At 68.5% G+C, this 25,823-nt stretch carries 22 protein-coding genes; 5 read left to right on the forward strand and 17 right to left on the reverse strand.

All coding sequences use genetic code 11. The features are described from left to right. Positions 1-7 precede the first annotated feature (7 nt). From ACRECX_RS04745 to ACRECX_RS04760, 4 genes are all read right to left on the reverse strand, one after another. On the reverse strand, positions 8-1,165 hold the full coding sequence (locus tag ACRECX_RS04745; RefSeq protein WP_431557668.1) for an osmoprotectant NAGGN system M42 family peptidase: 1,158 nt from the start codon (positions 1,163-1,165) through the stop codon (positions 8-10). 61 nt (positions 1,166-1,226) lie between these two features. Beyond that, a complete protein-coding gene (gene ngg, locus ACRECX_RS04750; protein ID WP_431557827.1) occupies positions 1,227-2,918 on the reverse strand; it encodes an N-acetylglutaminylglutamine synthetase in 1,692 nt (563 codons plus the stop codon). Between the two features lie 103 nt (positions 2,919-3,021). Next, positions 3,022-4,797: an N-acetylglutaminylglutamine amidotransferase gene (locus ACRECX_RS04755; protein WP_431557669.1), complete on the reverse strand. Its 1,776-nt coding sequence runs from the start codon at positions 4,795-4,797 to the stop codon at positions 3,022-3,024. Positions 4,798-5,049: 252 nt separating this feature from the next. Continuing rightward, the gene (locus ACRECX_RS04760; protein ID WP_431557670.1) at positions 5,050-5,607 is read right to left on the reverse strand and encodes a nucleoside deaminase; all 558 of its coding nucleotides are present in this window, start codon (positions 5,605-5,607) and stop codon (positions 5,050-5,052) included. 211 nt (positions 5,608-5,818) lie between these two features. Here ACRECX_RS04760 and ACRECX_RS04765 point away from each other — a divergent pair, with 211 nt between their 5' ends. After that, entirely contained in the window at positions 5,819-8,326 is a 2,508-nt protein-coding gene (locus ACRECX_RS04765) for a L,D-transpeptidase family protein (RefSeq protein ID WP_431557828.1), read from the forward strand. 4 nt (positions 8,327-8,330) lie between these two features. Here the strand turns inward: ACRECX_RS04765 and ACRECX_RS04770 are convergent, their stop codons facing one another. From ACRECX_RS04770 to ACRECX_RS04780, 3 genes are all read right to left on the reverse strand, one after another. Continuing rightward, on the reverse strand, positions 8,331-10,283 hold the full coding sequence (locus ACRECX_RS04770; RefSeq protein ID WP_431557671.1) for a glutamate ligase domain-containing protein: 1,953 nt from the start codon (positions 10,281-10,283) through the stop codon (positions 8,331-8,333). Positions 10,284-10,387: 104 nt separating this feature from the next. Beyond that, on the reverse strand, positions 10,388-10,672 hold the full coding sequence (locus ACRECX_RS04775) for a hypothetical protein (RefSeq protein WP_431557672.1): 285 nt from the start codon (positions 10,670-10,672) through the stop codon (positions 10,388-10,390). 121 nt (positions 10,673-10,793) lie between these two features. Next, positions 10,794-11,066, reverse strand: coding sequence for a hypothetical protein (locus ACRECX_RS04780; protein ID WP_431557673.1), 273 nt, complete (start codon positions 11,064-11,066; stop codon positions 10,794-10,796). A 211-nt stretch (positions 11,067-11,277) separates the two neighbouring features. Between ACRECX_RS04780 and ACRECX_RS04785 the strand changes: the two genes are divergently transcribed. Continuing rightward, positions 11,278-11,748, forward strand: coding sequence for a DUF302 domain-containing protein (locus tag ACRECX_RS04785; RefSeq protein WP_431557674.1), 471 nt, complete (start codon positions 11,278-11,280; stop codon positions 11,746-11,748). A gap of 6 nt (positions 11,749-11,754) precedes the next feature. Here ACRECX_RS04785 and cobS read toward each other — a convergent pair whose 3' ends face one another. Beyond that, positions 11,755-12,507, reverse strand: coding sequence for an adenosylcobinamide-GDP ribazoletransferase (gene cobS, locus ACRECX_RS04790; protein WP_431557675.1), 753 nt, complete (start codon positions 12,505-12,507; stop codon positions 11,755-11,757). A gap of 34 nt (positions 12,508-12,541) precedes the next feature. Between cobS and cobT the strand changes: the two genes are divergently transcribed. Continuing rightward, complete coding sequence (cobT, locus tag ACRECX_RS04795) at positions 12,542-13,555, forward strand: nicotinate-nucleotide--dimethylbenzimidazole phosphoribosyltransferase (RefSeq protein ID WP_431557676.1); 1,014 nt, start codon at positions 12,542-12,544, stop codon at positions 13,553-13,555. A 1-nt stretch (position 13,556) separates the two neighbouring features. Here the strand turns inward: cobT and ACRECX_RS04800 are convergent, their stop codons facing one another. Continuing rightward, positions 13,557-14,870, reverse strand: a complete 1,314-nt coding sequence (locus ACRECX_RS04800; RefSeq protein ID WP_431557677.1) for a cobyrinate a,c-diamide synthase — start codon at positions 14,868-14,870, stop codon at positions 13,557-13,559. 53 nt (positions 14,871-14,923) lie between these two features. Between ACRECX_RS04800 and ACRECX_RS04805 the strand changes: the two genes are divergently transcribed. Then, a complete protein-coding gene (locus ACRECX_RS04805; protein WP_431557678.1) occupies positions 14,924-16,048 on the forward strand; it encodes a cobalt-precorrin-5B (C(1))-methyltransferase in 1,125 nt (374 codons plus the stop codon). On the opposite strand, the gene cobM is transcribed toward ACRECX_RS04805, so the two are convergent. Genes cobM through cbiE form a run of 3 tightly spaced genes read right to left on the reverse strand, consistent with a single transcriptional unit; the run spans position 16,015 to position 18,400 of the window. Beyond that, on the reverse strand, positions 16,015-16,776 hold the full coding sequence (gene cobM, locus ACRECX_RS04810; RefSeq protein WP_431557679.1) for a precorrin-4 C(11)-methyltransferase: 762 nt from the start codon (positions 16,774-16,776) through the stop codon (positions 16,015-16,017). The genes ACRECX_RS04805 and cobM overlap by 34 nt on opposite strands. After that, the gene (locus ACRECX_RS04815) at positions 16,773-17,156 is read right to left on the reverse strand and encodes a cobalamin biosynthesis protein (protein WP_431557680.1); all 384 of its coding nucleotides are present in this window, start codon (positions 17,154-17,156) and stop codon (positions 16,773-16,775) included. Before ACRECX_RS04815 ends, cobM begins: the two co-directional genes overlap by 4 nt. After that, positions 17,153-18,400 (reverse strand): precorrin-6y C5,15-methyltransferase (decarboxylating) subunit CbiE, encoded by a 1,248-nt coding sequence (gene cbiE, locus ACRECX_RS04820; protein WP_431557681.1) that lies wholly within the window; start codon positions 18,398-18,400, stop codon positions 17,153-17,155. Before cbiE ends, ACRECX_RS04815 begins: the two co-directional genes overlap by 4 nt. Between cbiE and ACRECX_RS04825 the strand changes: the two genes are divergently transcribed. Continuing rightward, on the forward strand, positions 18,378-19,160 hold the full coding sequence (locus ACRECX_RS04825) for a cobalt-precorrin-6A reductase (RefSeq protein WP_431557682.1): 783 nt from the start codon (positions 18,378-18,380) through the stop codon (positions 19,158-19,160). The genes cbiE and ACRECX_RS04825 overlap by 23 nt on opposite strands. On the opposite strand, the gene ACRECX_RS04830 is transcribed toward ACRECX_RS04825, so the two are convergent. The 5 genes from ACRECX_RS04830 to cobN are packed head-to-tail and all read right to left on the reverse strand — an operon-like array spanning position 19,124 to position 25,820. Continuing rightward, entirely contained in the window at positions 19,124-19,888 is a 765-nt protein-coding gene (locus ACRECX_RS04830) for a precorrin-3B C(17)-methyltransferase (RefSeq protein WP_431557683.1), read from the reverse strand. The two genes, ACRECX_RS04825 and ACRECX_RS04830, sit on opposite strands and share 37 nt — an antisense overlap. Beyond that, entirely contained in the window at positions 19,885-20,607 is a 723-nt protein-coding gene (locus ACRECX_RS04835) for a precorrin-2 C(20)-methyltransferase (protein ID WP_431557684.1), read from the reverse strand. The genes ACRECX_RS04830 and ACRECX_RS04835 overlap by 4 nt, the downstream gene beginning before the upstream one ends. Then, a complete protein-coding gene (locus ACRECX_RS04840) occupies positions 20,604-21,236 on the reverse strand; it encodes a precorrin-8X methylmutase (protein WP_431557685.1) in 633 nt (210 codons plus the stop codon). Before ACRECX_RS04840 ends, ACRECX_RS04835 begins: the two co-directional genes overlap by 4 nt. Next, on the reverse strand, positions 21,229-22,482 hold the full coding sequence (cobG, locus tag ACRECX_RS04845; protein ID WP_431557686.1) for a precorrin-3B synthase: 1,254 nt from the start codon (positions 22,480-22,482) through the stop codon (positions 21,229-21,231). The genes ACRECX_RS04840 and cobG overlap by 8 nt, the downstream gene beginning before the upstream one ends. Continuing rightward, positions 22,479-25,820 carry a cobaltochelatase subunit CobN gene (gene cobN / locus ACRECX_RS04850; RefSeq protein ID WP_431557687.1) on the reverse strand — a complete coding sequence of 1,114 codons (3,342 nt, stop codon included), beginning with the start codon at positions 25,818-25,820 and terminating at the stop codon, positions 22,479-22,481. The genes cobG and cobN overlap by 4 nt, the downstream gene beginning before the upstream one ends. Positions 25,821-25,823 lie beyond the last annotated feature (3 nt).

Consider the following 25,823-nt stretch of genomic DNA (forward strand, 5'->3'; position numbering starts at 1 on the left):
CTGGGGCTCAGTCCTCCTCGATCTCGACGTCGGAGGTGAGCTCCTGCTCCGCCTCCTCGGTCGGCTGGCGCGGGAAGCCCTTCAAGGTGCTGACCTCTTCGACGTCCCGTTTGAAGGCAACCGGGCTCAGGACGTAAGCGGTAATCAGCTCGGCCAGCGACCGCAGCGAATGGATGTGGATGCGCTCCCAGCCGTGGCTCGCGTCGATGCCGAAGCAGATCAGCGCCGTGCGCACGTCGTGGCCAGCCTCGACCGCCGAGGCGACATCCGACCGGTAATGGCGGAACACGTCCTTCTGATAGATGATGTCGTTCTCGACGCACAGCCCGACGAGCTGGCGCGTCAAGTGGTAGTCGAACGGCCCGTTGCGGTCGGCCATGGAGACGGTAACGCCGAACTCGGCGCTGTTCTGGCCCGGCGCCGACGTGCCGTTGTCGACGGCAATGAGCGAGGCCACGTCCTCGGTCAGGATATTGGACGCGCCAACCCCGACTTCCTCCTCGATGGTGAACAGGAAATAGACGTCGACAGGGAGCCGGTCCTTGACGGGCGCGAGCGCCTGCAACGCCGCGAGCATCACGGCGACTCCTGCTTTGTCGTCGAGATGTCTCGAGCAGATGAATCCGTTCTCGAGAAACTCCGGCTGCGGGTCGATGGCGACGATGTCGCCCACGTCGATGCCGAGCTTCCTGGCCTCCTCGACGGTGGATGACCGCGCGTCGACGCGCACCTCCACATGGGCCCAGCCGGACGGCTGCTCGTCGATCTCCTCGCCGAACGTATGGCCGGACGCCTTCAGCGGCAGAATCGTGCCGCGATAGCCGCCTTGTTCGGTGAAGATCGTGCAGCGTGCACCCTCTGCGAACCGCGCGTTCCAATGTCCGATAGGTACGACTTCGATCCGCCCGTTGTCCTTGATGGCTTTGACCTGCGCGCCGAGCGTATCGAGATGGGCGGCGATGGCGCGCGCCGGTCGTCGCGCCTTGCCGCCTAGAATCGCCCTTATGGCCCCGCGCCGCGTGACCTCGAACGGCACGCCGAGCCGGTCCAGCTCCTGCCCGCAATGCCGGACGACGTTGTCCGTGTAGCTCGTCGGGCTCGGGATCGAGAGCAGCTCGTCCAGGCGATCGGCGAGGTACTTAAGGTCGATATGCAGAATTGTCATCTGATCCTTGTCCGGCCGGACGACCTCGGCCACTGGCGCCAGATGGGTAATACGCGAGCGCCTAGATTTGAAGCGTTTCGCGCACGGTGGCCGGCATCGATTGAGGGAACAGGAGGTCGACGAAGCGCTCGGCAGTCGGCTGCGGCTCGTGATTGGCGAGCCCCGGCCGCTCATTGGCCTCGATGAACCAATACTCGGGCTCGGTCGGCGCCCTAACGATAAAGTCGATGCCGGTGACGGGAATGTCGATGGCCCGCGCCGCCCTGACGGCGGCGTCGATCAGGCCGCGATGTAGAATGCCGGTGACGTCGTGAATGGTGCCGCCGGTGTGCAGGTTCGCCGTCTTACGCACGGCGATATAGGCCTCTACCGGCGGCACGTCGTCCAACGTGTAGCCTGCTTCGGCGACGCAGCGCTCGGTTTCGGCGTCGACGGGGATTTTCGATTCGCCACCGGTGGCCGCGGCGCGGCGGCGCGATTGATGGTCGATGAGCTCCCTCACGCTCGATCGGCCGTTACCGACCACCGCCGCCGGCTTGCGGATGGCGCCGGCCACGACGCGGTAGTCGATGACCACGAGGCGGAGATCGACGCCTTCGACGTACTCCTCGACGATCACCTCGTTGCTGAGCTTGCGCGCCGCCGCGATGGCGGTGTTGGTGTCGTCCCAGGTTTTGAGACCGACGACGACGCCTTTGCCCTGTTCGCCTCGCGCCGGCTTGACCACTACCGCCCCGTGCGCCTCCAGGAACGCGCGAACGCGCTCCTTGTCGTCGGCGCTCACCTGCTCCGGCACCCTGACTTTCGCCGCCTTGACGATCCGCCTCGTCACGCGCTTGTCATCGCACATGCTCATGGCGACGGCTGTCGTGAGCGCCGTCAGGCTTTCGCGGCAGACAATTGAGCGGCCGCCGAAGGTGAGCCGAAAGAAGCCGCCCTCCGCGTCGATGATGTCGACGCCAATGCCGCGCCGCCTTGCCTCGTCGATGACGATGCGTGCGTAAGGGTTGAGCGCCGCGTCGTCATAGGGCGGCTCGGTGAATAGCGCCTCGTTGATGACGTTCTTGCGCTTGACCGTGAAGGTCGGTAGCCGCACGAAGCCGAGCTTCTCGTAAAGCGCGATGGCCTGCTTGTTGTCGTGGATCACCGAGAGGTCGAGAAACGCCGCCCCGCGTTCCTTGAAATGTTCGGCGAGCCTCTGGACCAACGCCACGCCAATCCCTGGCAAGGTCGCCTGCGGGTCGACCGCGAGGCACCACAGCGACGAACCGTGCTCATGGTCCCCGAATGCCGCCCAATGGTCGACCCCCGTGATCGTGCCGATGATCCCCCCCGTCGCCTCGTCCTCGGCGATGAAATAGGTGATGGCCCGGCTGTCGCGCCGCGACCAGAAGAAGTCCGGCGCCACGGGCACCATGCCCCGCCCGGCATAGATGCGGTTGACCTCCTCGGCGTCCTGAACCGAGCTCAGCCGGCGGATATAGAAGCCGCGCGGGCCCTCCTTGGCGGGCTCATAGGCGGCGAGATCGAGCCGGTAGGTATGCGAGGGATCGAGAAACAGCTCCTGCGGTGCCGCGGCGAGCAGCACATGAGGGTCGCTGATATAGAAGGCGATGTCGCGCCGCCCCGGCCCTTCGGCGCGGATGCACTGCGCGAGCGCGGCGGCCTTGTCGAATGTCTGGCCGAACAACAGCCTCCCCCAGCCGCAATCGAGCGCCACGTTCTTCTTCTCGACGGTGTCCGTATTGGACATCAGGGGCTCCGTCTTGGCCGCCAGCACGTGCGGCGCGGGCTTGGCGCCGTCACCGGACTGCGTCTTACCGTGCTTTTCGATGCTCATCGCCGTCCTCTGTCCTCTAGATGTTGTGGGCCTGAAGCCAGAGCTCCAGCAGCGCGCACTGCCATAGCTCCGACCCCCGCAGCGGCGTGATATGCGCCTTGGGATCTTCGAACAGGCGCCCAAGATACTCCGGCCTGAACAGCCCGCGGTCGCGCGCCGCTTGCGAGGTCAGCGCATCCTTCGTCATCTCCAGCACCGGCCCGTCGATATATTTGAGCGCCGGCACCGGGAAATATCCCTTGGGCCGATCGATCACCTCGGAAGGGATGACGTCCCGTGCGACGTCCTTCAGGACGCCCTTGCCGCCGTCCTTCAGCTTAAGCTCCGGCGGCGCGCGCGCCGCAAGCTCGACCAACTCGTGATCGAGGAATGGCACGCGGGCTTCGAGCCCCCAGGCCATGGTCATGTTGTCGACGCGCTTCACCGGATCGTCGACCAGCATCACCGTGGTGTCGATGCGGAGCGCGCGGTCGAGCGGTGTCTCCGCGCCCGGACGGTCGATATGCGCCGCGACGAACTGCACCGGCTCGTCGTCCCCTGTCATCCATGCATCGGCAAGGTGTTGCGCGAGCCGCTCGCGGTCGCGGTCGAAAAACAGCGCTCGATAATCGGAGAGAATGTCGTTCGAGTTCTCGAGCTTCGGGTACCAGTGGTAGCCGGCGAACACCTCGTCGGCGCCCTGGCCGCTCTGCACTACCTTGACGTGTTTCGCCACCTCTTGCGACAAGAGATAGAAGCCGACATTGTCGTAGGACACCATGGGCTCAGACATGGCGGCGATGGTGTCCGGCAACGCATTCAGCATGCTGGCCGTCGGGATCATGATCTTGGTGTGGTCGGTGTCGAAGCGCTCGGCGACGAGGTCGGAGTAGATGAACTCGTCGCCCGCCTCGCCGTGTGCCGCCTCGAAGCCGATGGAGAAGGTCTTCAAGCCGTCCTGCCCGGCCTCGGCGAGGAGCCCGACGATCAAGCTCGAATCGACGCCGCCGGAGAGCAGCACGCCCACCGGCACGTCGGCGAGCATGCGTCGGCCGACGGCGCGGCGGAGCGCCGTGCCGACCCGGTCCTTCCACTCTGCATCGTTCAACGCGAGGTCCTCGCGCGAACGCGTGAAGCCGAGCTCCCAGTAGATGCTGTCCTTGATGCGGCCGTCCGGCTCGATGATGCGCAAAGTCGCCGCCGGCAGCTTGCGCACGCCGCACAGAATCGTGTGTGGCGGCGGCACCACGGCGTGGAAGGTCATGTAGTGAGCAAGGCCGACCGGATCGATTCCCGTATCGACACCGCCGGCGGCGACGAGGGCCGGCAGAGTTGAGGCAAAGCGGAGCCGTGCGCCGTCCTGCGCGTAGTAGAGCGGCTTGATGCCGAGCCGGTCTCGGCACATGACGACCCGGCCCGTGTCGCGCTCGTGGAGGACGAAGGCGAACATGCCGTTGAAACGCCGGGGCGCCTCAAGCCCCCAGGCGTGCCACGCCTTGAGGATCACTTCGGTGTCGCTCGTCGAGAAGAAGCGGTAGCCCTTTTGCTCGAGCTCGGCGCGCAGGTCTTTGTGGTTGTAGATGCAGCCATTGAAGGTGAGGGTGAGCCCAAGCTCGGAATCGATCATCGGCTGCTGGCCACGCTCGGAGAGATCAATGATCCTGAGCCGCCGGTGGCCGAGTGCGACCCGGCCTCGCGCCACGAGGCCTTCGGCGTCCGGCCCGCGGGGGGCCATCGCCCCCGTCATGGCGCTGACGGCCTCAACTGACGCGGGCGAGCCGTCGAAAGTGATTTCGCCGCACAGACCGCACATGAAAGAACGCCTCGGAAAATAGAGTTTCTTGCCACCGCGAATAGCAACGCAGGGTGGCGAGCAAGAATGGGGCCGAATTTCGCGGAATGCCCTATGGGACATAACGCGTGGCGGCCAGTCTAGGTTCGATGTGATTTCAGGGGTCATTGCATCAATTGGGCGAGCGATCAAATCTCGCTCGGGCAAGATTCGGGCAAAAACTGCCGAAAACGCGTTAAGGCGCCTAATTTCGCTGCAAAATTCCGGAATACATCACTTGAACAGCTTCAGCGACTGCTCGGCGAGGACGCCGCCGGTGATCGCAATCGTCTCGAACGGGGTGTTTGCGGCAAGGTCGGCGCTGCTCACCATGATCTGGCCGATTTTGGTGGCGAGCTGCTCGATCGAGGCGCCAAAGACCACCCGCCCGATCCCGCACCAGATGATGGCCCCCATGCACATCGGGCAGGGCTCGCCCGAGGCGTAGATGGTCGTGCCTTTGAGCTCTTCCGGACCGTAAAGGTTAAGGAAGCGCCGGATGGCGATCATTTCCGCATGCGCCGTCGGGTCTTGGGTCAACTTGCCGATATTGCGGGCGCGGACCAATACCTCGCCGTCTCGGGTGATCGCCGCGCCGAACGGGTAGTCGCCGAGCGCGGCCTCTTCCAGCGCCATCCGCATGAATCGCTGATCGTCGGGCCCCTCGGACACCTCGACGGCCCGGGCGCGGGCCGGCGTGCCCGCGGGCAGCAGCGCGACCGCGGCGAGCGTGCCGCCGATTAGGCGGCGCCGGCTCAGTCCGGACAAAATTTTCGTCGAATGTGACGGCATGGCGAACTTCTGACCCCCTCGGAGCGTTTAGCGTTCGTAGGGGCAGAAGACACCCGCCGCTGTTAGCGTCAGGTGAAGGCGGGGCAAAAAATCGCCAGCAATTTCAGGGTAGCGGCGGCGTTCCGCCGGGTTTACCCTAGCTGGGCGAAGGGGACCAGGGATGGGCGGACGCTCCCCAGTTGCAGGCCGAGGCGCTGTAGCTGTTGCCGTGATGCTTGCGGTGGGCATGCCCGCCGGCATGGCGTTTGCGGAGCAAATCCGCGCGCCCGTGCTCGATGGCGCCCCAAAACCCGCCAAAAAGAAGCAAGTCTTCCGGCCGACCATGCCGGAACGCAATCCGACCCGCGCGCCGGATGCGGAAGCGCTCGCTGCCGCCATCGGCGAGGGCGCGCAGGAGGCGGCGGCCGTGGCGGCAGGATCGGCGGAGTTGGCGGCGGGAGCGGCGGAGTTGACGGCGGAAGGGGCGCCTCCGCCGGATGAGACATCTGTGACGGCGGTAGACGCCGCCGAGCCGCCGAGCAGTGATGATGCAGACGCGGTCGCCACCGGCAGCGTCGACCCGGACCCCACCGAGACAAGCGCCGAGGCTTCGACGGAGTCCGCGCCGAGCACCCTTGCCGCCGCCGAGCCGCCTGCCGAGACGCCGTCAGCCGAGCCCGCCGAGCAGGCAACTGTCGTCACCGAAGTGTCGCCGCCAGCGGAGCCTGTACCGTCCGTTTCGACCGCGCCGCCTGAGCCTCTGACTGAGGTGGTGGCTGCCGAGTCATTACCGGTCGAACCCGCCGAGCAGGCCATTGTCGCGACCGCCGTGGCCGAAGCGCCGGTGAAGGACTTGATCGGGCATGAGGTCGTGCTCGAGATCGCTCCACCCGATGCGGCAACACCCGCGCCGGCGCCTGTTGCTGAACCCGAGTCGCCCACAGGCGCGGCCGAGACCAAAGACCAGCCGCCTGCTGCAACCGAGCCGGAGGTGCAAACCGCTGCGCTGACACCGCCGAGCGAACCGGCCCCTGCGCCTGCTGAGCCGGCCAAGGACGAGGAGCCGGCGTCGGTGGAGCTTGAGCCCGCGCCAAACGAAGCTGAAGCCGCGCCCGCCGACGCCGAAGCATCACCGGACGGCGACCAACCGGCCGCAACTTCGGACGAGTCGCCGACCGACGCTGCCGCCGAGCCGGCGGGTCCCTCCGAAGCGGCAACGCCTGAGGACGATGCGGACAAGCCCGTGGACGCGACCGACGCCGCAACTCCCATCGAGGAGGCCGAACCCGAGCCGGTCCCTGCGCATCCCATCGTCGCCGAGATCCGCGCCAAGCTCGCCGAGCCCGGGACGAAGAAGGGAGTTGCTCCCGATGATCTTGAAGCCCTCAAGGCCTTCTACGGCGCGCATGAGGGGCCACCGCTCTGGGTCACCGATGAAGGCTTTAGCGAAAAGGCGCACGCGCTCATCGAGGAGATCGGCAAGGCCGACGACTGGGGCCTCGATGCCGGATCGTTCGAGCTGCCCCCCGCCAACGATCTCTTGGCCACGCCGAACGCGCACGCCGACGACGAGCTCCAGCTCTCGCTCGCCGTCTTGAGCTATGCGCGCGACGCCCAGATCGGCCGCCTGGCGCCGTCGAAGGCGAGCCGGCTGTTCGACCAGGCGCCGTCCTTGCGCGACCCGAAGACGGTGCTTGCGGAAATTGGTGCGGCCTCCGACCCGGCCGCCTATCTCACCGGGCTCCATCCGCAGCATGCTCAGTTCAAGCGCCTGCGTGAGGCATTGCAAAACGCGCGCGCCAAGGCCGAAGCGGCCGGCAAGGATCCAAACGCCGATCGCGAGGTCCAGCTCATCGTCATCAACATGGAGCGCTGGCGCTGGATGCCACGCCAGCTCGGCGCCTTTCACGTCTGGAACAACGTCCCCGAGTTCAACGCTCGCGTCGTCAAGGGCGGCAAGCCGATCTACCTCGAGAAGACCATCGTCGGTCAGTTTAAGTACGCAACGGCGTTCTTCTCCGCGCCGATGCGTACCATCGTGTTCCACCCGGACTGGACCGTGCCGCCTACGATTCTGAAGGAGGATCTGGCGCCGCGCTTGCAGGGCGACGGCGGCTTCTTCGGCAACGCCAATACGGCAATCCTCCGCCAGCATGATCTCAGGGTGAGCCTCAATGGCGAGCCCGTTCACCCAGACAATGTCGACTGGCGCAACGTGAAGATCTGGCAGTACACCTTCACCCAGCCGCCGGGACCGGCCAACGTGCTCGGCCAGCTCAAGTTCAACTTCCCCAACCGGCACGCCATCTACATGCACGACACGCCGCAGCGCGAGCTGTTCGCCGAGACGGTGCGGACCCTGAGCCACGGCTGCATCCGCGTGCGCGAGCCGGAGCGGTTGGCTGCGTTGTTGTTGGCCGAGGACAGGGGGTGGCCGGCCGAGCGCGTGCGGGGCCTCCTTGCTGGAGGTACCACCAACGTCGTCAAGCTCAACCGTCTCGTACCAGTGCATCTCACCTATTTCACAGCGGTGATCGATGAGGACGGCAAGCTCGACACGTTCGGCGACATCTACGGCATCGATAACCGCATGGCCGCCGCCTTGTTCGACAAGCCTGTCCGCTTCCCGGTCCCGGCCGAGCCGGCCGTCGTCGCCGAGACCGAGCAACCGCGCGCTCAGCGCCGACAGGCCAGCGGCGGCGGACTGGACGAGTTGATTTCTGGCCTGTTCGGCAACTGACCGGTCAGGCCTTCGGCCTGCCGCCTTGGAGCGTGCCGAGAATCGCGTAGGCCAATGCCGTGAGCGAAGGGTCGCGCGCGCCCATCACCAGCACGAGATCGCCGTCCTGCGCCGCGCTTGCGATGCGCGCGATGAGCCAATCGCGCGACGGCGCGAACTCCGCGCGGACGCCGCGCTCGGCGATCTCCGCCACGATGTCGGCGGCGGAGAAGTCCCGCGTCGCGGTGCCGCCGGCATAGAACACTTCGAGCATCCACAATCGATCCTCCGGCGACAGTTCGCGCGCGAAGGTTGTGATGAAGTCCTGGCGCAAAAACCGGGTGGGCCCGTAGCCGTGCGGCTGATAGATGGCGAACACGCGATTCGTACGCAGCTTCGCGGTGCGGATCGCCGCGGCGATCTTCTCGGCATTGTGGGCGAAGTCGTCCACCACCTCGACGCCGCGCGCCACGCCGATGGTCTGGAACCTGCGGCCAATGCCGGAGAAGCGCGATAGCGGCTCCGCCATCTCCGCGAGCGCGACACCGGCCGCCTGGCAGACGGCAATCGCGGCGAGCGCGTTCGCCACGTTATGCGCGCCCGGTACCGGCACCTCGAACGATGTGCTGCCGACCTTGAAGCGGCTCGATGTGGCGCCGAGTACAACATCTTCGCCACACACGTCCGCCCGCGCCGTGAGGCCGAAGCGGAGCGAGCCGCCGGCGAACGGATCGAGATTCTCCGCGTCCCCCACGACCAGCGCCTCGCGGGTCCGCGCCCGCAATGTGGCGAACATGGCGGCGACTTCCGCCATTTCCTTGTGGTCGCGCTGGAGGTTGAGGATCATGCCGATGGCCGGCGCGTAGCGCACCAGCGAGCCGTCGCTCTCGTCGGCCTCGACCACGAGAAGGTCGGAGCCTCCGGCATAGGCGTTGCCCGGGAGCCCCTCCGCTTGCAGGCAGGGGAGATCGCCGCCGGTGATGACGGAAGGGTCGCGGCTCGCGCCGCGCAGGATCTCGAAGATCATGCCGGAGACCGTGGACTTGCCGCTGGTTCCGGTGACGGCGATGGTGCGGTGGGACGCAACGAAATGGGCGAGCATCTCCGAGCGGTGCACGATGGGAATTCCTCGCGCCGTGGCGGCAGCGAAGTCCGGCACCTGTTCCTCGACCGCGGTCGATACGACCAGCGCGGTGCAATCACCGCCGACGCCGCTGCCATCCTGGGGCAGTACCGCGATGCCGAGCGCTTCGAGCTGCGCGCGCAAGCCGCCGCGCTCGCCGTGATCGAAGGCGCGGTCGCTGCCGCTCACCCGTCCGCCGGTCATGGCCTGGAACTGGGCGATGGCGCTCATGCCGGAGCCGGCGAGCCCGGCGTAGTGGAAGCGGCCGCCTTTCGGATCGGGGATCGCGCGCTCCTCCGGCGCCGCGACCAGCACGACATCGCCTTCGCGCGCCAGAGCGAACAGCGCGCAGACATCCGCGTTCGACAGACGCACGCAGCCATGGGACGTGGGGCGGCCGAGCAGGCCTTCGTGGTTGGTGCCGTGGAGATAGATGTAGCGATGAAGCGAATCGCGACCGGGCCCTCGATTGACCCCGTCCTCCAGTCCGTCGAGGGTGAGGATGCGCGTGAGTATGAGGTCGTCCTCGCGCGTCTCCCCGCACCATGTGTCGCCGGTCGGCGCTCGCGACACGAACACGGCGCCCGCGCATGCGTCCTCGCCGATTTTCGCATGGATGCGGTGCCACCCCGGCGGGGTCTTGTAGGAGTTCTCCTCGCCGCCGATGCCGGCCCGCGCGGTCGACACCGGCCATGCGGTGGCGGCGCGTCCGCCTTCGAGCCAAACCGCGGTCTGGCGCTCCGCGTCGACCACGAGCAGGCGCGCTGGAAGCTCGGCCGGCGCACCTGGGCGGGCAAGCGCGGCGCGTGCCAGCGAAAGCGCGCGGGTGGCGAGGGAATCGAGGGGAGCCGTCACGGCGCGCACTCTGCCACAAGGAGAGGGCGGACCGTCACCCCCTTGTTCAGATCTCAAGGGGATGGACCGGCGGCGTGTTGCCGCCGGTCTTCAACAGCTCGCTATCACCAGTAACGGCGGCCGTAGTAGGGCCGGTACCCGTAGCCGTAGCCCCGGTAGTACGGGTAGCCGTAATAGTAGCGCCGCGGCGCGTAGTAGTACGGCCGGTAGTAGGGCCGATAATAGGGTCGATAGCCGTAGCGGTAGCGATAGTAGCGTACCGGCTCGGCCTGCGTGGCTTGACCGGTCAGGCCATCGAGTTTGGGAAGGGATGCCGCCTTGGCCGGCCCCGATCCGAGCACAAGCCCGGCGACGGCCGCCGCGGCAGCGAATGTGAGGAGGTGACGCATCTTAAGCTCCTAATACGCCAACCCTCCCCGGCAACCATCAAACGTAGCGACGGCGTAGGCGCGCGGCAACGCGCTCCGCGGTCACAACCCCGTGAAACTCGTTCAGGAATCGAGCCCGCGTTTAGAACAGCGGGCCGCCATACGGGTAGTAGAACTGCCAGTAGTGGTACTGGTAGGGCCGGTAATAGGGATAGCAGGTCCAGTTGCAGCCATAGCGGCGCCCATAGCGGCGGGATTTGTGGCGCCAGCCCGCTTCCTCGACAACCGCCCCCGCCTCGCCGACGGACTTGGTCAGGGCTGTATGGTCGGAGAGGGCGAGCGGCGCCGCGGTGGCGGCGGCCGGCGTCAGAAACACGGCACCGGCAAGGAGCGAAAGGGCAAGGGCGATACGCATGAGAAACTCCCTGTATGCGAAGTCCTCTATCGAGACTTCTATTGTTGGAGAAACTACCACGCGGCCCGTTTAGGTCCCGTTAGCGGCATCTTATCGTTTCGCTCACCATAGCCTTGGCGCATCGCCATGGTAGCGAAGCGGCATTTCAGCTTGGCGACGCCTTGCGCCATTCTCTCCGATAGGCAAAACGCGCCGCACAGGAGAAGCTCCCATGTTGACCCGCCGCATTTCATCCGCCGTGATCCTTCTACTCGCGCTCCTGCTCCTGATGCCAGGTGCGGCCAGCGCCGCCGACGACGGCATCGTCCGGGTCAAGAGCGCCTATGACATGTCCGAGACCGTGGATCGCCTGAGGAAGGACATCGCCGCCAAGGGCATCATGTTTTTCGATGAGATCGATCAGTCGAAGCTCGCCGCCGACGCCGGCATCGAGCTCGCCCCCTCGACCTTGCTGATCTTTGGCAACCCGCCGCTCGGCACCTTGTTCATCACCGCCGATCCCGACGCAGGGCTCGACTGGCCGGTGCGGCTCCTCGTGTTCCAAGACGACAAGGGCCAAGTCTGGGTCGCCTATACTGATTTCGCCTGGATCGCCAAGCGTCACGGCATCACGACCCGCGACAAGGAGTTCAAGACGGCATCCGATGTCATTGGCTCCATCACCTCCGCGGTGAAGGAGTAGCAAGCCTTACAGTAGGGCCGAGGCGGTGAGCAGGATCAGCATTTCGCTGATCTGCTCCACCGCCCCGAGCACGTCGCCGGTCTGTCCGCCGATCTGCCGCAACGAGATCCACGCCATTAGGGCCACGGCCGCCGCCACGAGCATCGCCGCCATGAGCGCCGCGGCGACGCCGAGACAGAGCAGAAGCGCGAGCAGTCCGAGCACGCCGGCGGCGATGGCGCTGCCGAGCGGCGGCCTGCCGGCTCCCGCCGATAATCCGTCCCGGCGCGCCGCCGGCACGAGCAGCATGAAGAGAGGCATGGTGGCGCGCGCGGCCGCATGTGCGGCGATGAGCGCCGCCGCAACCAGCACCGGGTCGGCGAGACTGGCGATGGCGGCCACCCTGAGCAAGACCGAGAGCACGAGCGCCGCCACGCCATAGGCGCCGCTCCTGCTGTCGCGCATGATCTCGAGCTTGCGGTCCTTGGTGGCGCCGCCGCCGAAGCCGTCCGCCGTGTCGGCGAGGCCGTCTTCGTGCAGGCACCCCGTGACGAGCAGAGTCGCGGCGACGGCGAGCGTCGCCGAGACAAATGGATCGAGCCCGACCGTATCGGCCAGCCAACAGACCGCCGCGCCGATGGCACCGACGAGAGCGCCGATGAGCGGGAAGGTCCAGCTGGCGCGCGCGAGGCTCGCGCCTTCCGGCGCTGCGGCGCGCCCGAGCGGCAGCCGCGTGCAAAAGGCTAGGCCCGTCCTGATGTCCGTGGTAATGCCGCCCATCCCCGCTCCTTGACACCCGCAAGTCTAAGCCCAAATGAGCCGATTTGCCTCACTTGCCGAGCTCCGTGCCGCCTGCCTCGATCTGCCCGGCGGCCACGAGGCGGCGGCGGCCGTGGCGCGCCGCGAGGCGCGTCTCACCAAGCCGCCCGGCAGCCTGGGCCGCCTCGAGGAGGCGGTAGCCTGGCTCGCTGCCTGGCAGGGGCGCAACCCGCCGTCGCTCGGCCGGGTCGAGATCATGGTCTTCGCCGGCAATCACGGCGTGACGGCGCAAGGTGTGTCCGCCTATCCGCCGGAGGTCACGGCGCAGATGGTGGCGAATTTCGCTTCCGGCGGCGCGGCCATCAATCAGCTCGCGCGCGAGGCCTGCGCCGAGCTTCGAGTCGTCGCGCTGTCGCTCGATGAACCGACCGCCGACTTCACCGAAGGTCCCGCCATGAGCGAGGCCGAGTTTCTCGATGCGGTGTCGGCGGGCTACGAGGATGTCTCCGACGCGCCAGACCTCGTTGTCCTCGGCGAGATGGGCATCGGCAACACCACGGCGGCGGCGGCGCTTGCGGGCGCGCTGTTCGGCGGCGGTGCGCGCTTCGCAGGCACCGGAACCGGCGTCGACGGGGAGGGCCTTGCGCGCAAGCGCGCCGCCATCGAGGCGGCGCTGGCGCGTCATGCCAACGTGCTGAACGATCCGCTGCGCGCGGCCGGGGCGCTTGGTGGCCGCGAGCTCGCTGCCATCCTCGGCGCCTGCCTTGCGGCGCGCAAGAAGCGCGTTCCCGTGCTGCTCGATGGCATGGTGTCGACCGCGGCGGTGGCGCCCTTGAAGGCACTGCGCGGCGATGCGCTCGACCATGCCTGGGCCGGCCACGTGTCGGCGGAGGCGGGCCATCGTCTCTTGCTGCAGGAGTTGGGCATGAGGCCGCTGCTCGATCTCGGCATGCGGCTCGGCGAGGGCTCCGGCGCCGCCGTCGCGGTGCTGGTGCTCCGCGCCGCGCTCGCCTGCCACACCGGCATGGCGACTTTCGAAGAAGCGCACGTGTCCGACAAGGGCACGTGAGTCACCCTGCGGCAATAGCGTGGAAGAACGTGCCGGTGACGTTGCCCCGCCGCCCTCCTGTCGTGCCAAGCGGTTTACCTTCGCCGTCGGCGATTTCGGCCAAAGGCGGGTCGTTCCCCGTCTCGATCAGCGACGCATAGTGGAACTCGTGGCCGCGCACCTCACCACCCTCTTTGCCGAGCGCGCAGTCCGACAGAAGCCGCGCCTCCCGATACCCGAGATGCAATTTCCGTTGCGCGAAGCTCGTGGCGTGGCCGAGCAGCCTCGCCATGGCGTGGCGCACGCCGCTCGCATCGACGAGCCCTTGTCCGAGCACCATGTAGCCGCCGCACTCGCCGTGCACGGGTCTCGTTGCGGCGAACGCGGCGAGGCCCGCTTTGAAGTTTGTTGCGGCGGCAAGCGCGCCGGCATGCAATTCCGGATAGCCGCCGGGCAGCCAGCACGTGTCGCAGCTCTCATGCGGCGCCTCGTCGGCGAGCGGCGAGAATGGCACGATCTCCGCGCCTTGGCGCCGCCAGCCCTGCACCACATGCGGATAGACGAAGGTGAAAGCGGCGTCCTGCGCGAGCGCGATGCGCATGCCTGGCGGCGGCAACGCGGTGTGCGTGGCGGAGGGAGACACGAACGGTGGCGAGGCCAGCGCAACGATGGCGTCGAGATCGAGATGGCGCTCCGCCATGTCGGCAAGCGCGTCGAGTCGTGCGTCGAGATCGCCGTGCTCGCGCGCCTGCACCAGGCCGAGATGGCGTTCGGGGAGCGCGATCGTCTCGTCGCGCGGCACGGCGCCGAGGATCGGCATCGGCAAGGCGTCGATGGCGTCGGCGACGAGCCGCTTGTGCCGGTCGCTGCCGAGCCGGTTCAGCACTAAGCCGGCGATGCGCACGTTCGGGTCGTGGCTCGCGAAGCCGCGCACCAGCGCCGCCGCCGATTGAGATTGCCCCGAGGCGTCGATCACGAGCAGCACCGGCAGGCGGTAGCGCGCGGCGAGGTCGGCGGTGGCCCCGGTGCGGCCCGCTTCGCGGCCGATGCCGTCGAACAGGCCCATGACCCCTTCGATGACCACGATATCGCTGTCGGCGGTCACTTGGTGCAACAGCCCATCGAGGAAGGCCAGGTCCATGGCCCAGCTGTCGAGATTGACGCTCGCACGCCCGGTTGCCGCCGCATGGAAGGTGGGGTCGATATAGTCGGGGCCGGCCTTCGCTGCCTGCACCTTGAGGCCGCGGCGGCGCAGCGCCGTCAGCAGCGCCAAGGTCACCGTGGTTTTGCCCGCGCCGGAACGGGGCGCGGCAATGATCAGAGCGGGCGCGGTCACCTTGCGGCGCTCCTTGAGTGACGCGGCGCCCCTGGCGCTCTATAGCGGTGGGCATGAGCGAGACGTCGCGCCCGCTGCGGCGAGGCTGGACCACCGGCGCCTGCGCCACGGCAGCCGCCAAGGCCGCCTATACGGCGCTTTTGACCGGGGCGTTCCCCGATCCCGTGGAGGTGACCTTGCCGGGCGGCAGGAGCGTGGCCTTCGCCCTCGCCACCGCTGCCCGCGGCAACCGCACGGCAACGGCAGGTGTCGTCAAGGACGCGGGCGACGATCCCGACGTCACCCACGGCGCGCTCATCCTGGCCACGGTTCGCCCGGGCGAAGCGGGCACAGGCGTCGGCTTCACGGCGGGTGAAGGCGTGGGCACGGTGACCCGTCCCGGTCTGCCCATCCCGCCCGGCGAGCCCGCCATCAATCCCGTGCCGCGCCGCATGATCCGCGAGGCAATCGCCGAGGTCGCGGGCGCGCACGGCGATGCGGGTGACGTCGAGGTCGAGATCGCCATTCCAGGAGGCGAGGCGCTCGCCGCCAAGACCTTGAATAGCCGGCTTGGCATTGTCGGCGGCCTGTCCATCCTCGGCACCACCGGCATCGTCATTCCCTATTCCTGCTCGTCGTGGATCGCTTCGATCCATCAGGGCATCGACGTCGCCCGTGCCGCGGGGCTCACCCATGTCGCCGCCTCGACCGGTTCCACCTCCGAGGCCGCCGTGCAGAAGATGTACGATCTGCCTGAGACCGCGCTCATCGACATGGGCGACTTCGTCGGTGGCACGTTGAAATACGTAAAGACGCATCCCGTGCCGCGCATCACCATCGCTGGCGGCGTGGGCAAGATGACGAAGCTGGCGCAAGGCCTGCTCGATCTCCATTCGAAGCGCGGCAGCGTCGATCTCGCCGCGCTCGCTAAACTTGCAGAAGCCGCAGGCGGGTCGCGCGACTTGAGTGCGCGCATCGTCGCGTCCAACACGGCGGCCGAAGCCATCGGCCACGCGCAAGCCGAAGGCATTGCGCTCGGCGACGCGGTGGCGTGCGCGGCGCAAGAAGTTGCGGCTGCGGTCGTCGCCGGCAAGCCCATCGGCATCGAGATCGTGGTGTTCGACCGCGAAGGCGTCCTCGTCGGCCGTGCGCCATTCGCGCCCGCTCACCTCGCGCCACCGCGGAAGCGCCGGCGATAATCGGCGTCGTAGAGCGCGCTGTCGCGAAAGCTCTCCGCTTCGAGCGCGCGGCCGACCAGGATCAGCGCCGTACGCTCGATCGGCGCTTCGGCGAGTTTCGCGCAAATGTCGGCGAGCGTGCCGCGCACGATGCGCTCTTCCGGCCAGCTCGCGTGCGCCACGACCGCCACCGGGCAATCGGGTCCGTAGAATGGGACCAGGGTAGCAACCACATCGTCGATGGCCTGGATGGCGAGATGGATGGCGAGCGTGGCGCCGGTCGCGGCGAAGGCGGCTAATTTCTCGCCCTCGGGCATGCGCGAGGCCCGGCCAGGCACGCGGGTCAGGACCAGGCTCTGCGCCACCTCCGGCACGGTCAATTCGCGCCCCAACGCGGCCGCGGCGGCGGCGAAGGCCGGCACGCCAGGGGTCAAGGTGTAGGGGATGCCGCACCTGTCGAGCCTCCGCATCTGCTCCGCCACGGCGCTGAACACCGAGAGGTCGCCTGAGTGGAGGCGCGCCACATCGTACCCCGCTTGGTATGCGGCGACGAATTCAGCCTCGATCTCGTCGAGCGACAGTGGCGCCGTGTCGACGATGCGGGCGCCCTCCGGGCAGTAGGCGAGCATCTCCTTGGCGACGATGGAGCCGGCATAGAGGCACACCGGACAGCTTGCGAGAAGCGCGCCCCCGCGCACCGTGATGAGGTCGGCCGCACCTGGCCCCGCGCCGATGAAATGCACGGTCATGGCGCATCGTCCGTGGCGATGGCGCAGGTCGCGGGGCCGACCACGATGCGCGGCAGGACAAGCCGCGCCTTCGGCCCGCATGCCGCGAGCGCCGCCGCTTCCGCCACGGAGGGCACGCCGAACAATTCCTTGACGCGTGGCGAGGAGGACTGCGTGCGGGGGCCGGCCGCTTCGAGCTCCGCCGGTTTCACCAGTACGATCCTCAAGCCGCGCCCGGCCGCAGCTTCGATGATGCCGCCCTCGCTGCCCTTTCCGTCGGACGTGGCGATGGCGCCAAGTTGCGTGCGCGCGTAGCCCGCTTGCGCCAACGCCGCGTCGATGGCGGCGTCGATCTCCACGCCCGAGGCACCTTTTCGGCAGCCGATCCCCGCGACAATCATGACTTCCCCCATACCCATTGAGTCACCGGCAGCGCGGGCCGCCAGCCCGTCTTGCCGCCGATACTGTCGGCGCGCGCTATGGCCATGCGCGTGAGCGCGCCGCCGAGGTCTGCATGCCGCGCCATCAGTACTGCCTCGGTTTCCAGGGTCACCGCGTTGGCGACGAGACGGCCGCACGGCTTGAGCGCCTCAATCGCCGTGTCGAGCATGCCGGGAGCGCTCGCGCCACCACCGATGAAGATGGCGTTGGGTTGCGGAAGATTTTGGAGTGCGTCGGGCGCCGCGCCCTCGATCACCTCGAGCCCTGGGACGCCGAACGCCGCCGCGTTGCGGGCGATGCGGTGGGCGCGGTCGGCGCGCGCTTCGACGGCGATGGCACGTAGGGAGGGATCGGCCAGCAGCCACTCTATGGCGACGGAGCCTGAGCCGGCGCCAATGTCCCACAGCAGCTCGCCGCGAAGCGGCGAGAGCGCCGAGAGCGTCACGGCGCGGACCTCGCGCTTGGTTATCTGGCCGTCATGCTCGTAGAGATCGTCGGCGAGGCCGGGCGTGTAGGCGATGATGCGCGCCCCCTGTGCCGCTACGACCTCGATCGCCACGGTATTGAGCGCGGCGATGCCGACGAGATCGAAATGGACGGCGGTCGCCGCGCGAATGCGCTCCTTGTCGCCACCGAGCGATTCAAGCACGGTGATCTGCGATGAGCCGAACCCGGACTCTGCGAGCAGCCGTGCGAGCGCCGCCGGGCCGTCGCCGTCCGAGGTGAGCGCGAGAATGCGTGCGCCCGGATGGAGGTGCGGCCTGATGCGGTCGAGCGCGCGGCCGTGGAGCGACAGCAGCACGGATTCCGGCAGCGGCCAGCCCATGCGCGCCGCGGCGAGGCTGAACGCCGACGGCGCCGGCACCACCACCGTCTCCTCGGGCGCCACGTGGCCCGCGAGTACCGAGCCGACGCCGTAGAAGAAGGGATCGCCGGAGGCGAGCACGCAGACCTGGCGGCCGCGCTCGGCCATTACCTCCTCGACTGCTCGGGAGAACGGGCTCGGCCAAGGCTTCCGCTCGCCGTTGATCAGCGGGGCCGCGAGCTTCAAATGCCGTTCGCCGCCGAACACGATGTCGGCGCGGGTCACGAGATCGCGGGCTGCGGCGCTCAAGCCCTCGATCCCGTCCTCGCCGATGCCGACGATGGACAGCCAGCGCCTCGTTGGGGCAGGGTCCGGCATGACCGGTTCAGCGCGCGCCATGCGGATCCTCATTCTCGGCGGCACGGCGGAGGCTCGGGCGCTCGCCGCGGCGCTGGCCAGCCGCGAAGACCTCGCCGTCACCGTGTCCCTTGCGGGGCGAACGGCAGCCCCTGCGCCGCAACCCGTGCCCGTGCGCATCGGCGGGTTCGGCGGCGCCGATGGCCTTGCGCAATATCTCCGCGACGAACGCATCGGCGTGCTGATCGACGCCACGCATCCTTATGCCGACATCATCTCCGCCAACGCCGCGCGCGCCGCAGAGCTGGCGGACGTGCCACTGATCGCACTGCGGCGACCCGCCTGGACGAAACTTGACGGCGATCGGTGGATCGAGGTCCCGGCGATCAGCGGCGCCGTCGCCGCGCTGGGGAAGGCGCCGCGCCGCGTGTTCCTCGCGCTTGGCCGAAAAGAGATCGCGCCGTTCGCCGCGGCGCCGCAGCACGTCTATCTCGTGCGAAGTGTCGATCCCGTCGACCCGCCGCTCGCGGTGCCGCACGCCATCTATCTCACCGCACGCGGGCCGTTCAGCGAGGCGGAGGATCGCGCGCTTCTCGAGCGCCACCGCATCGAGGTGGTGGTCGCCAAGAATAGCGGCGGCGACGCGACCTACGGCAAGATCGCCGCAGCGCGGGGCTTGCACCTGCCGGTGATCATGCTGACGCGGCCCGTTCTGCCCGACGTGCCCGCGGTCGAAACTGTCGACGAGGTGTTGGCGTGGCTCGATCATGCAGGGACCTCGGCCGCTTCGCGCGGCGTATAGACGAGCGGCGCGCGCCCGTCGCGGGCGATGATCCGCGTTTCCGGCGAGCCGACGATGATGAGCGTCGCCATGTCGGCCTTCTCCTCGCCGGCGCAATCGAGCGTGGTGATGGTGAGCGCCTCGCCGACGCGTCCCACGGCGCGCCCGAACACCACGGGCGTCGATGGCGCCAGATGGCGGCCGAGCCGCGCGAAGGCCTCGCCGAGCTGCCACGGCCGCGCCTGTGAAATCGGATTGTAGAGCGCGATGACAAAGCCGCCTGACGCCGCGGCGTCGAGCCGCCGCACGATCGCTTCCCAAGGCTTGAGATTCTCGGACAGCGAGATGGCGCAGAAATCGTGGCCGAGCGGCGCGCCGGCGCGTGCCGCGACCGCCAGCATGGCGGTGATGCCGGGCACCACGGCGATGTCGAGCGCGCGCCAGGCTTCCGGACCAGCCTCGATCTCGCCGCACACCGCCGCCGCCATGGCGAACACGCCAGGGTCGCCGCCTGAGACGATGGCGACCCGCGCGCCCTGTGCGGCATGGGCAAGCGCCGCCGCTGCTCGCGCTCCTTCGACGCGATTGCCGGAAGAAAAGCGCGCCTGACCTTCACGCGGCGGCACGCGGTCGAGATAGGGGCCATAGCCGTAGAGCGCCTCGGCGCTGGAAAGTTCCTCCTCCGCTTCGCGCGTGAGATAGCGGTCGTCACCGGGCCCGAGTCCGATGATGGCAAGGCGCCCGCTCATGGCCGCCCCTCCCATCCCGGCACCAGCACGATGGCGAAATAGGGCGCGCACGTATCGAGCTTGTCGGCAAGCGGGATCATGGCCGCATTGGCCATGGTGCCGCGCTCCACATAGATGGCGCGGTCGAGCCGCCCGGCCCGGTCGAGCGCGCGGCGCACCTTGGCGAGATGGCGCCCGATCTTCATCACCACCGCGGCGTCGGCGTCGGCGAGGCGGCGCTCCAGTTCGTATTCGGGAAGCGTGCCGGGCAGCACGGTGAACACGTCGTTGCCTTGCGCGATCGGCGTGCCGACCGCCGACCAGCAGCCCGACATGCCGGTGACGCCGGCCACGATCTCGGTGGGATAGCGGCTTGCGAGCCGCACATGGAGATGCATATAGGAGCCGTAGAACAAGGGATCGCCCTCTGACAGCACGGCGACGGTGCGGGCCCGGTCGAGATGCGCCGCCACGGCCGCGGCCGAGGCATCGTAGAAGGCGCGGATCGCGTCGCGATAGGCGGCATCCTCCTTGGGAACCTCCGTGGTGACGGGATAGAGCAGGGGCAGTTCCTCGGCGCCGTTGAGATGTGCGGCGACGATGGTCCGCGCGTTGCTCGCGTTTCCCGTCTTGGCGAAATAGGCCACCACGTCGGCGCGCCTCAGCGCGTCAATGGCCTTCAAGGTGATGAGCCCCGGATCGCCGGGGCCGGTGCCGACACCGATGAGCTGCCCGGTCATATCCCCTCCTTGGCGAGCGCGTTGATCGCCGCCGCCGTCATGGCGCTGCCGCCCATGCGGCCGCGCACGATGAGATAGGGCACGCGCTGCGGATTGGCGGCGAGCGCCTCCTTCGATTCCGCAGCGCCAACGAAACCGACGGGAATGCCGAGGATCGCCGCAGGCTTCGGCGCGCTCGACTCGAGCATCTCCAGCAGATGGAACAGGGCAGTCGGTGCGTTGCCGATGGCGACGACGGCGCCTTCGAGCTTGTCGCGCATCAGCTCGAACGCGGCGGCCGAGCGCGTGGTGCCGAGCTTCTCGGCGAGCGCCGGCACCTGAGGATCGCGCAAGGCGCAGATCACGTCGTTGTCGGCAGGAAGCCGCGCGCGGGTGATGCCGTGCGCCACCATCTCTGCGTCGCACAGGATCGGTGCGCCGGCACGTAGCGCGCCGCGCGCCGCCGCCACGAAGTCTGGTGTAAACTCGATGAACTCGGCGACGCCGACCTGTCCGCAGGCATGGATCATGCGCACAACGATGTTCGCCTGCTCCGGCGTGAAGCGCGCGAGGTCGGCTTCGGCACGGATGATGGCGAAGGAGCGCTCGTAGATCGCCGCGCCGTCGCGCAAATAGTCCTGCTTAAGCATCGGCCGGCTCTCGTACTGAAAACTCATCGACCGCGGCGGCGACGTCCGCCTCATTCACATAGCACGACGGCGTGGCGCGCGCCGTGGCGTTGCGCACGAGCCCCGCGCCTTGCGCGGTGCCGATCACGGTGAGCGGCGCAGGAAAAGGATGCGCGCAGCCCTTGGCACAGCCCGACACGTGCAGGGCGATGCCCGCGCCGGCGAACTCCACCTCCTCCGCGATCTCCGCCGCGAGCCTCCGCGAGGCGATCAGGCCCGAGCCGCAAGACGGCGCGCCGGGACACGCGACGATACGGCGGCGCGGATCTGCCGCCTCCACCGCGAAGCCCAAACGTCGCGCCTCGTCCCTTATCGTCTTTACTTTTGTCCTTTGGAAAGGCCCGAGCAGCAGCGTGCGATCTGGCGCAGGCCGTGCCCACAGGGCGCCGTGTACACGGGCAATCTCGGTCAGCGCGTGCAGCGTGTGGGCTTGGGTGTGGCCGAAGGCGAGCCCCATACCCAACGCATAGAGATCGCCTTTGAGAGAGTGCGTGCCAACCATATCGACTGGGAGCCGGGGTGGCGGCGGTGGTCCAAACTCAATGCGGGTCCGGATGGCGTCCCGGAACGCCGTCAACCCGCAGCTTCGCAGCACATCGGCGCCGCGCGCTTCTGGACCATGTGCCGCAATCACCGCAAGCAGGCACGAAACGGCATCGCACGCCTCATCCGGCGCGACCGTGCCGAGCGGCGTGGCCGCTGCTGCGTCACCCGCGAGCGCAACGTGAAGTCGCGGACCGTTCGTCGTGGTGACGGCCCGGACTCTGATGTCCGCCGCGAGCGCATCGAGGTGAAGCCTGCCGCCGCCATCCGCGATCACCGACACTTTCGGCGCAAGCACAAGTCGCGAAGCGGCGAGAACCTGGCGCAGCTCGATAGCAAGCGCGTTCATGTCAATTAGAGCGCTAGGGTCGCCCGGCAGCGGATCGGCGAGAACCGGCACACCGTCGCTGATATCGATACCGAGGGCCGCGACCCGATCGGCAAAAAGCGGCGCCGAGCCCGGTGTAAGCCCGCGAATCTGGAGGTTGCCGCGGGCTGATATCTCGATCGTGCCGTTGCCATGCGTCCTTGCGGTGGTGCAGAGGCAGGCGAGCGCCTTGAGCGGCATGGGACCGGAGGGCACGATCCGCGCCAGGAGTCCGTCGCCGGTCTCCATCGGCGCTGCGAGACGCGGACAAGCGCCGCGGGCGAAGGCTTTGCTCATAGCGCCGCCTCCGCTTTCGTCGCGATGAGATGCATGCCGAGATCGTTCCGCCGCGGGTGCCATAATCCCTTGCGCCGCGCCGTCTCCAACCGTTCGGCGATGGCGTGCGCGGCCTCCGGGTTCTCGCGCAGGAGAAAGTCACGCACCGTGGCGTCGCCAAGATAGGCGCCGTGCACCGCGTCGAACAGTGCGCTCGACACCGCGCCCGTGGTCTCGGCGAAGTCGACCAGCCGGTCCACGGTCTCGGCGAGCTCGGCGGCGCCCCGCGCGCCGTGGCGCATCATGCCTGCGATGAATTTCGGGCTCGTGGCGCGACCACGCACGATACGGGCGAGCGCTTGATCGAGCGGCCGCGCGCGCGGGCGCTTCGGGTCGGTCACGTCGAGCATGACGAGGTCCGGTGCGGCGCCCAAAGACGCTGCGGCGGCAGCAAAGCCGCCGATATGCGCCGCGTCCTCCGCGCCTTCGAGGAGGTCTCGGCTCGGGTCGTCACTGATATGGAGGAGCAGGTTTGCGGCGGCCACGCGGCCGGCGAACCCGCCTGGCTGCGCCACACCTTCCGCCTCGGCGCCACTGTAGGCGTGCGAGGTGGCCGCGAGATAGGCCGCGCCGATCTCCTCCTGCGGCGTGTCGCGCCCGAGCAGGTCCTCGACGCCGACGCCGTAGGCGCCTGGTGCGTTGCCGAAGATACGAGCAAGCCCATCGCCGGTGCCGTTGGCGGCGCGGCGCGCACCGGCGAGCGGATTTTCGTCATCGTCCTCGTCGCGGGCGGCGACAAGCTTCGCGGCCGCATCGATTAGGGCGATCTGCGCCGGGAACAGGTCGCGGAACAGGCCGGAAATGCGCCAGGTCACGTCGACCCGCGGGCGCTCCATGACCGCGGGCGGCAGCACCTCCATGCCCGTGACCCGGCCCGTGGCGGGGTCCCAGGTCGGGCGGCAGCCCATCAGCGCGAGGCCTTGGGCGATCTCCTCGCCGCCGGTGCGGAGCGTGGCGCTGCCCCATAGATCGATGACCAGCGCGCGCGGCATCTCGCCGTGGGCTTGCATATAGCTGCGGATCACCTCACTGGCGGCGAGACGCCCAAGCTCCATCGCGGTCGGCGTCGGCAGCATCCTGGGATCGGCAGTGAAGAGGTTGCGTCCCGTCGGCAGCACGTCGCGGCGGCCGCGCGTCGGCGCGCCGGCAGGGCCCGGGGCCACGCGTTTGCCGTCGAGCGCCGCGATCAGCGCCTCACGCTCGGCGGCGGCGCAACTGAGCCACGCGGGATCGTCCGTATGGGCGGGACGTCCATAGATGTGCAGGCCGTCCTTGATGGCGAGGTCCTTGAGGTCGCACAGCCACGCATCGATCTTCTTGAGCGCGTCCTGATCCCCGTGGCCCGCATCGACGCCCGCCTCGCGCGCGAACCCAGAGCCTTGCGCCTTGTCGACGATGAGCCGCGCCAGGCGCTCGCGGCGGCGGCGGTCGAGGCCATCGGCGATGGCGTACTCGTCCACCAGGCGCTCGAGCTCCTGCGCCGCGCCGGAGAGCTCTGTGTTTGTGAGCGGCGGCGGCAGATGGCCGATGGTGACGGCGGCGATCCTGCGCTTCGCCTGCGCCGCCTCGCCGGGATTTGACACGATGAAGGGATAGACGACCGGCAATGCGCCGACGACCGCCTCAGGGAAGCATGCGTTGGTCAGCGCCACCGCCTTGCCGGGCAGCCATTCCAACGTGCCGTGCGCGCCGAGATGGAGCATCGCAAGCGTTTCGATCGCGTGTTGCAGCCATAGTCCGAAGGCGACGAGCGCGTGGCGTGGCGGCAGGCTTGGATCGTGATAGTCGGCGCGACGATCGTGGGCGCTGCCGCGGTCCGGCGGCAACGCTACCGTGACATTGCCGAACTGCGCGGCGCGGAAGCGGAACGCGCCGCCGCGGAAGTCGGGGTCGTCTTCCGGCTCGCCCCACGCCGCGCTCACTGTTTCGGCGACTCGGCCGGGTATGCGCACGAGCAGCCGCTTGTAGTCGGCGAGCGTAAGCGCTGGGTTGTCCGCGCCACGCTCCAAGGAGTCGAGCAGCGCCGCGGAGGTAACGGGCACGTCCTCCACCGCGTAGCCCGCATCGCTAAGATCGGCGAGGAGCGCGAGCACGCTCGCCGGCACGTCGAGGCCGACGGCATAGCCGGTGCGGCCCGGGGCCCCCGGATAGTCGGGCATGACCACGGCGATGCGCCGCTTGTCCCGCGGCGTCCGCTGAAGTCGCGACAGCGCCGCGACCCTCTCGGCGACCGCCGCGATGCGGTCGGGCTCAGGCCTGCTCGCGAAGGCCGCAAAGCCGAGCGCCTCGTCCTTCGGCAGCGCGTCCTTGAAGGCGAGCGCGCCGGCGAGCACCCTGCCATCGAGCTCCGGCAGGACCACATGCATGGCGAGGTCGGACGGCGCGAGCCCGCGGGGATTCTCCGCCCACGCCGCGCGCCGCGTCGTCGCGATGATGGCTTGCAGCACCGGCGCGTCGGTGCCGTCGAACGGCGAGGTTACGCCGTCGCTCGCCGCGAACGCCGTGGTGGTGACGACGACCGATGGCGCGAGACGCGCCAAGGCGTCGCGCGCGAAGGAAGCCGCCTCCTCGTCTTTCAGGCTCGGTACGTAGATTGGCGCCGGCGCAAGCCCGCGCGAGCGCAACGCCTCACACAGAGCGTCGATGGGCGCGGTGTCGGCGGCGAGCAGGGCCGCGCGGTAGAAGAGGATGGGGACGATGGGACGCCCCGGCGCGAGCGATGCACGGAGCGCTTCGAGGTTCATCGCGCCGTTGCCCGGCAGATACGCGGCCACGCGCGGCACTGCTAGTGGTTCAGGGACATCGACGGCAGCGCCGGTGCGCCCCGCGAGATGGCGCAGGAGCCCGCGCATGTTTTCTCGCCCGCCTTCGCGAAAGAACCGGAGCAATGTGGCAAGCTCGTCTTGCGGCAGGGTCGAGGCTTCGAACAGCCGCGCGTCGTCACGGTCCTCTCCGGGCAAAATCGCGAGCGCGATGGTGTTGTCGCGTGCCAGCGCCGACAAGGTTTCGACCCCGTAGCGCCACCAATCGAGCCCGCCGAGCAGCCGTACGACAATAACCTTCGCGTGCCGCGCGCTCCTGTCGGCCCACAGATCGATGGACATCGGGTGGCGCAGATCGCGCAGATGCGCAAGTCGCAACGACGGCAACAGGTCGCGCTCCGTCGCATAGGCGGCGGCGAGCCCCGCGAGATCGCTGTCGGCGAACGACAACACCACGATGTCGCCCGGGCTCTGGTCGAGATCGACGGGCTCGACCAGATCATCGAGAGTCGCTGCGCTGGTCTGCAACAGGTGCATTGG

This window comes from Methyloceanibacter sp., from assembly GCF_050726195.1.
Classification (GTDB): domain Bacteria; phylum Pseudomonadota; class Alphaproteobacteria; order Rhizobiales; family Methyloligellaceae; genus Methyloceanibacter.

What these genes read in the sequence shown, in the direction of transcription:
- ACRECX_RS04830 (WP_431557683.1), bottom strand. Translation starts at nt 19,888, where the DNA reads ATGAGCGGGCGCCTTGCCATCATCGGACTCGGGCCCGGTGACGACCGC.
- ACRECX_RS04775 (WP_431557672.1), bottom strand. Translation starts at nt 10,672, where the DNA reads ATGCGTCACCTCCTCACATTCGCTGCCGCGGCGGCCGTCGCCGGGCTT.
- ACRECX_RS04760 (WP_431557670.1), bottom strand. Translation starts at nt 5,607, where the DNA reads ATGCCGTCACATTCGACGAAAATTTTGTCCGGACTGAGCCGGCGCCGC.
- ACRECX_RS04835 (WP_431557684.1), bottom strand. Translation starts at nt 20,607, where the DNA reads ATGACCGGGCAGCTCATCGGTGTCGGCACCGGCCCCGGCGATCCGGGG.
- cobN (WP_431557687.1), bottom strand. Translation starts at nt 25,820, where the DNA reads ATGCACCTGTTGCAGACCAGCGCAGCGACTCTCGATGATCTGGTCGAG.
- ngg (WP_431557827.1), bottom strand. Translation starts at nt 2,918, where the DNA reads ATGTCCAATACGGACACCGTCGAGAAGAAGAACGTGGCGCTCGATTGC.
- ACRECX_RS04815 (WP_431557680.1), bottom strand. Translation starts at nt 17,156, where the DNA reads ATGATTGTCGCGGGGATCGGCTGCCGAAAAGGTGCCTCGGGCGTGGAG.
- cobG (WP_431557686.1), bottom strand. Translation starts at nt 22,482, where the DNA reads ATGAGCAAAGCCTTCGCCCGCGGCGCTTGTCCGCGTCTCGCAGCGCCG.
- cobT (WP_431557676.1), top strand. Translation starts at nt 12,542, where the DNA reads ATGAGCCGATTTGCCTCACTTGCCGAGCTCCGTGCCGCCTGCCTCGAT.
- ACRECX_RS04785 (WP_431557674.1), top strand. Translation starts at nt 11,278, where the DNA reads ATGTTGACCCGCCGCATTTCATCCGCCGTGATCCTTCTACTCGCGCTC.
- cbiE (WP_431557681.1), bottom strand. Translation starts at nt 18,400, where the DNA reads ATGGCGCGCGCTGAACCGGTCATGCCGGACCCTGCCCCAACGAGGCGC.
- cobS (WP_431557675.1), bottom strand. Translation starts at nt 12,507, where the DNA reads ATGGGCGGCATTACCACGGACATCAGGACGGGCCTAGCCTTTTGCACG.
- ACRECX_RS04780 (WP_431557673.1), bottom strand. Translation starts at nt 11,066, where the DNA reads ATGCGTATCGCCCTTGCCCTTTCGCTCCTTGCCGGTGCCGTGTTTCTG.
- ACRECX_RS04765 (WP_431557828.1), top strand. Translation starts at nt 5,819, where the DNA reads ATGCTTGCGGTGGGCATGCCCGCCGGCATGGCGTTTGCGGAGCAAATC.
- ACRECX_RS04825 (WP_431557682.1), top strand. Translation starts at nt 18,378, where the DNA reads ATGACCGGTTCAGCGCGCGCCATGCGGATCCTCATTCTCGGCGGCACG.
- ACRECX_RS04745 (WP_431557668.1), bottom strand. Translation starts at nt 1,165, where the DNA reads ATGACAATTCTGCATATCGACCTTAAGTACCTCGCCGATCGCCTGGAC.
- cobM (WP_431557679.1), bottom strand. Translation starts at nt 16,776, where the DNA reads ATGACCGTGCATTTCATCGGCGCGGGGCCAGGTGCGGCCGACCTCATC.
- ACRECX_RS04805 (WP_431557678.1), top strand. Translation starts at nt 14,924, where the DNA reads ATGAGCGAGACGTCGCGCCCGCTGCGGCGAGGCTGGACCACCGGCGCC.
- ACRECX_RS04840 (WP_431557685.1), bottom strand. Translation starts at nt 21,236, where the DNA reads ATGCTTAAGCAGGACTATTTGCGCGACGGCGCGGCGATCTACGAGCGC.
- ACRECX_RS04755 (WP_431557669.1), bottom strand. Translation starts at nt 4,797, where the DNA reads ATGTGCGGTCTGTGCGGCGAAATCACTTTCGACGGCTCGCCCGCGTCA.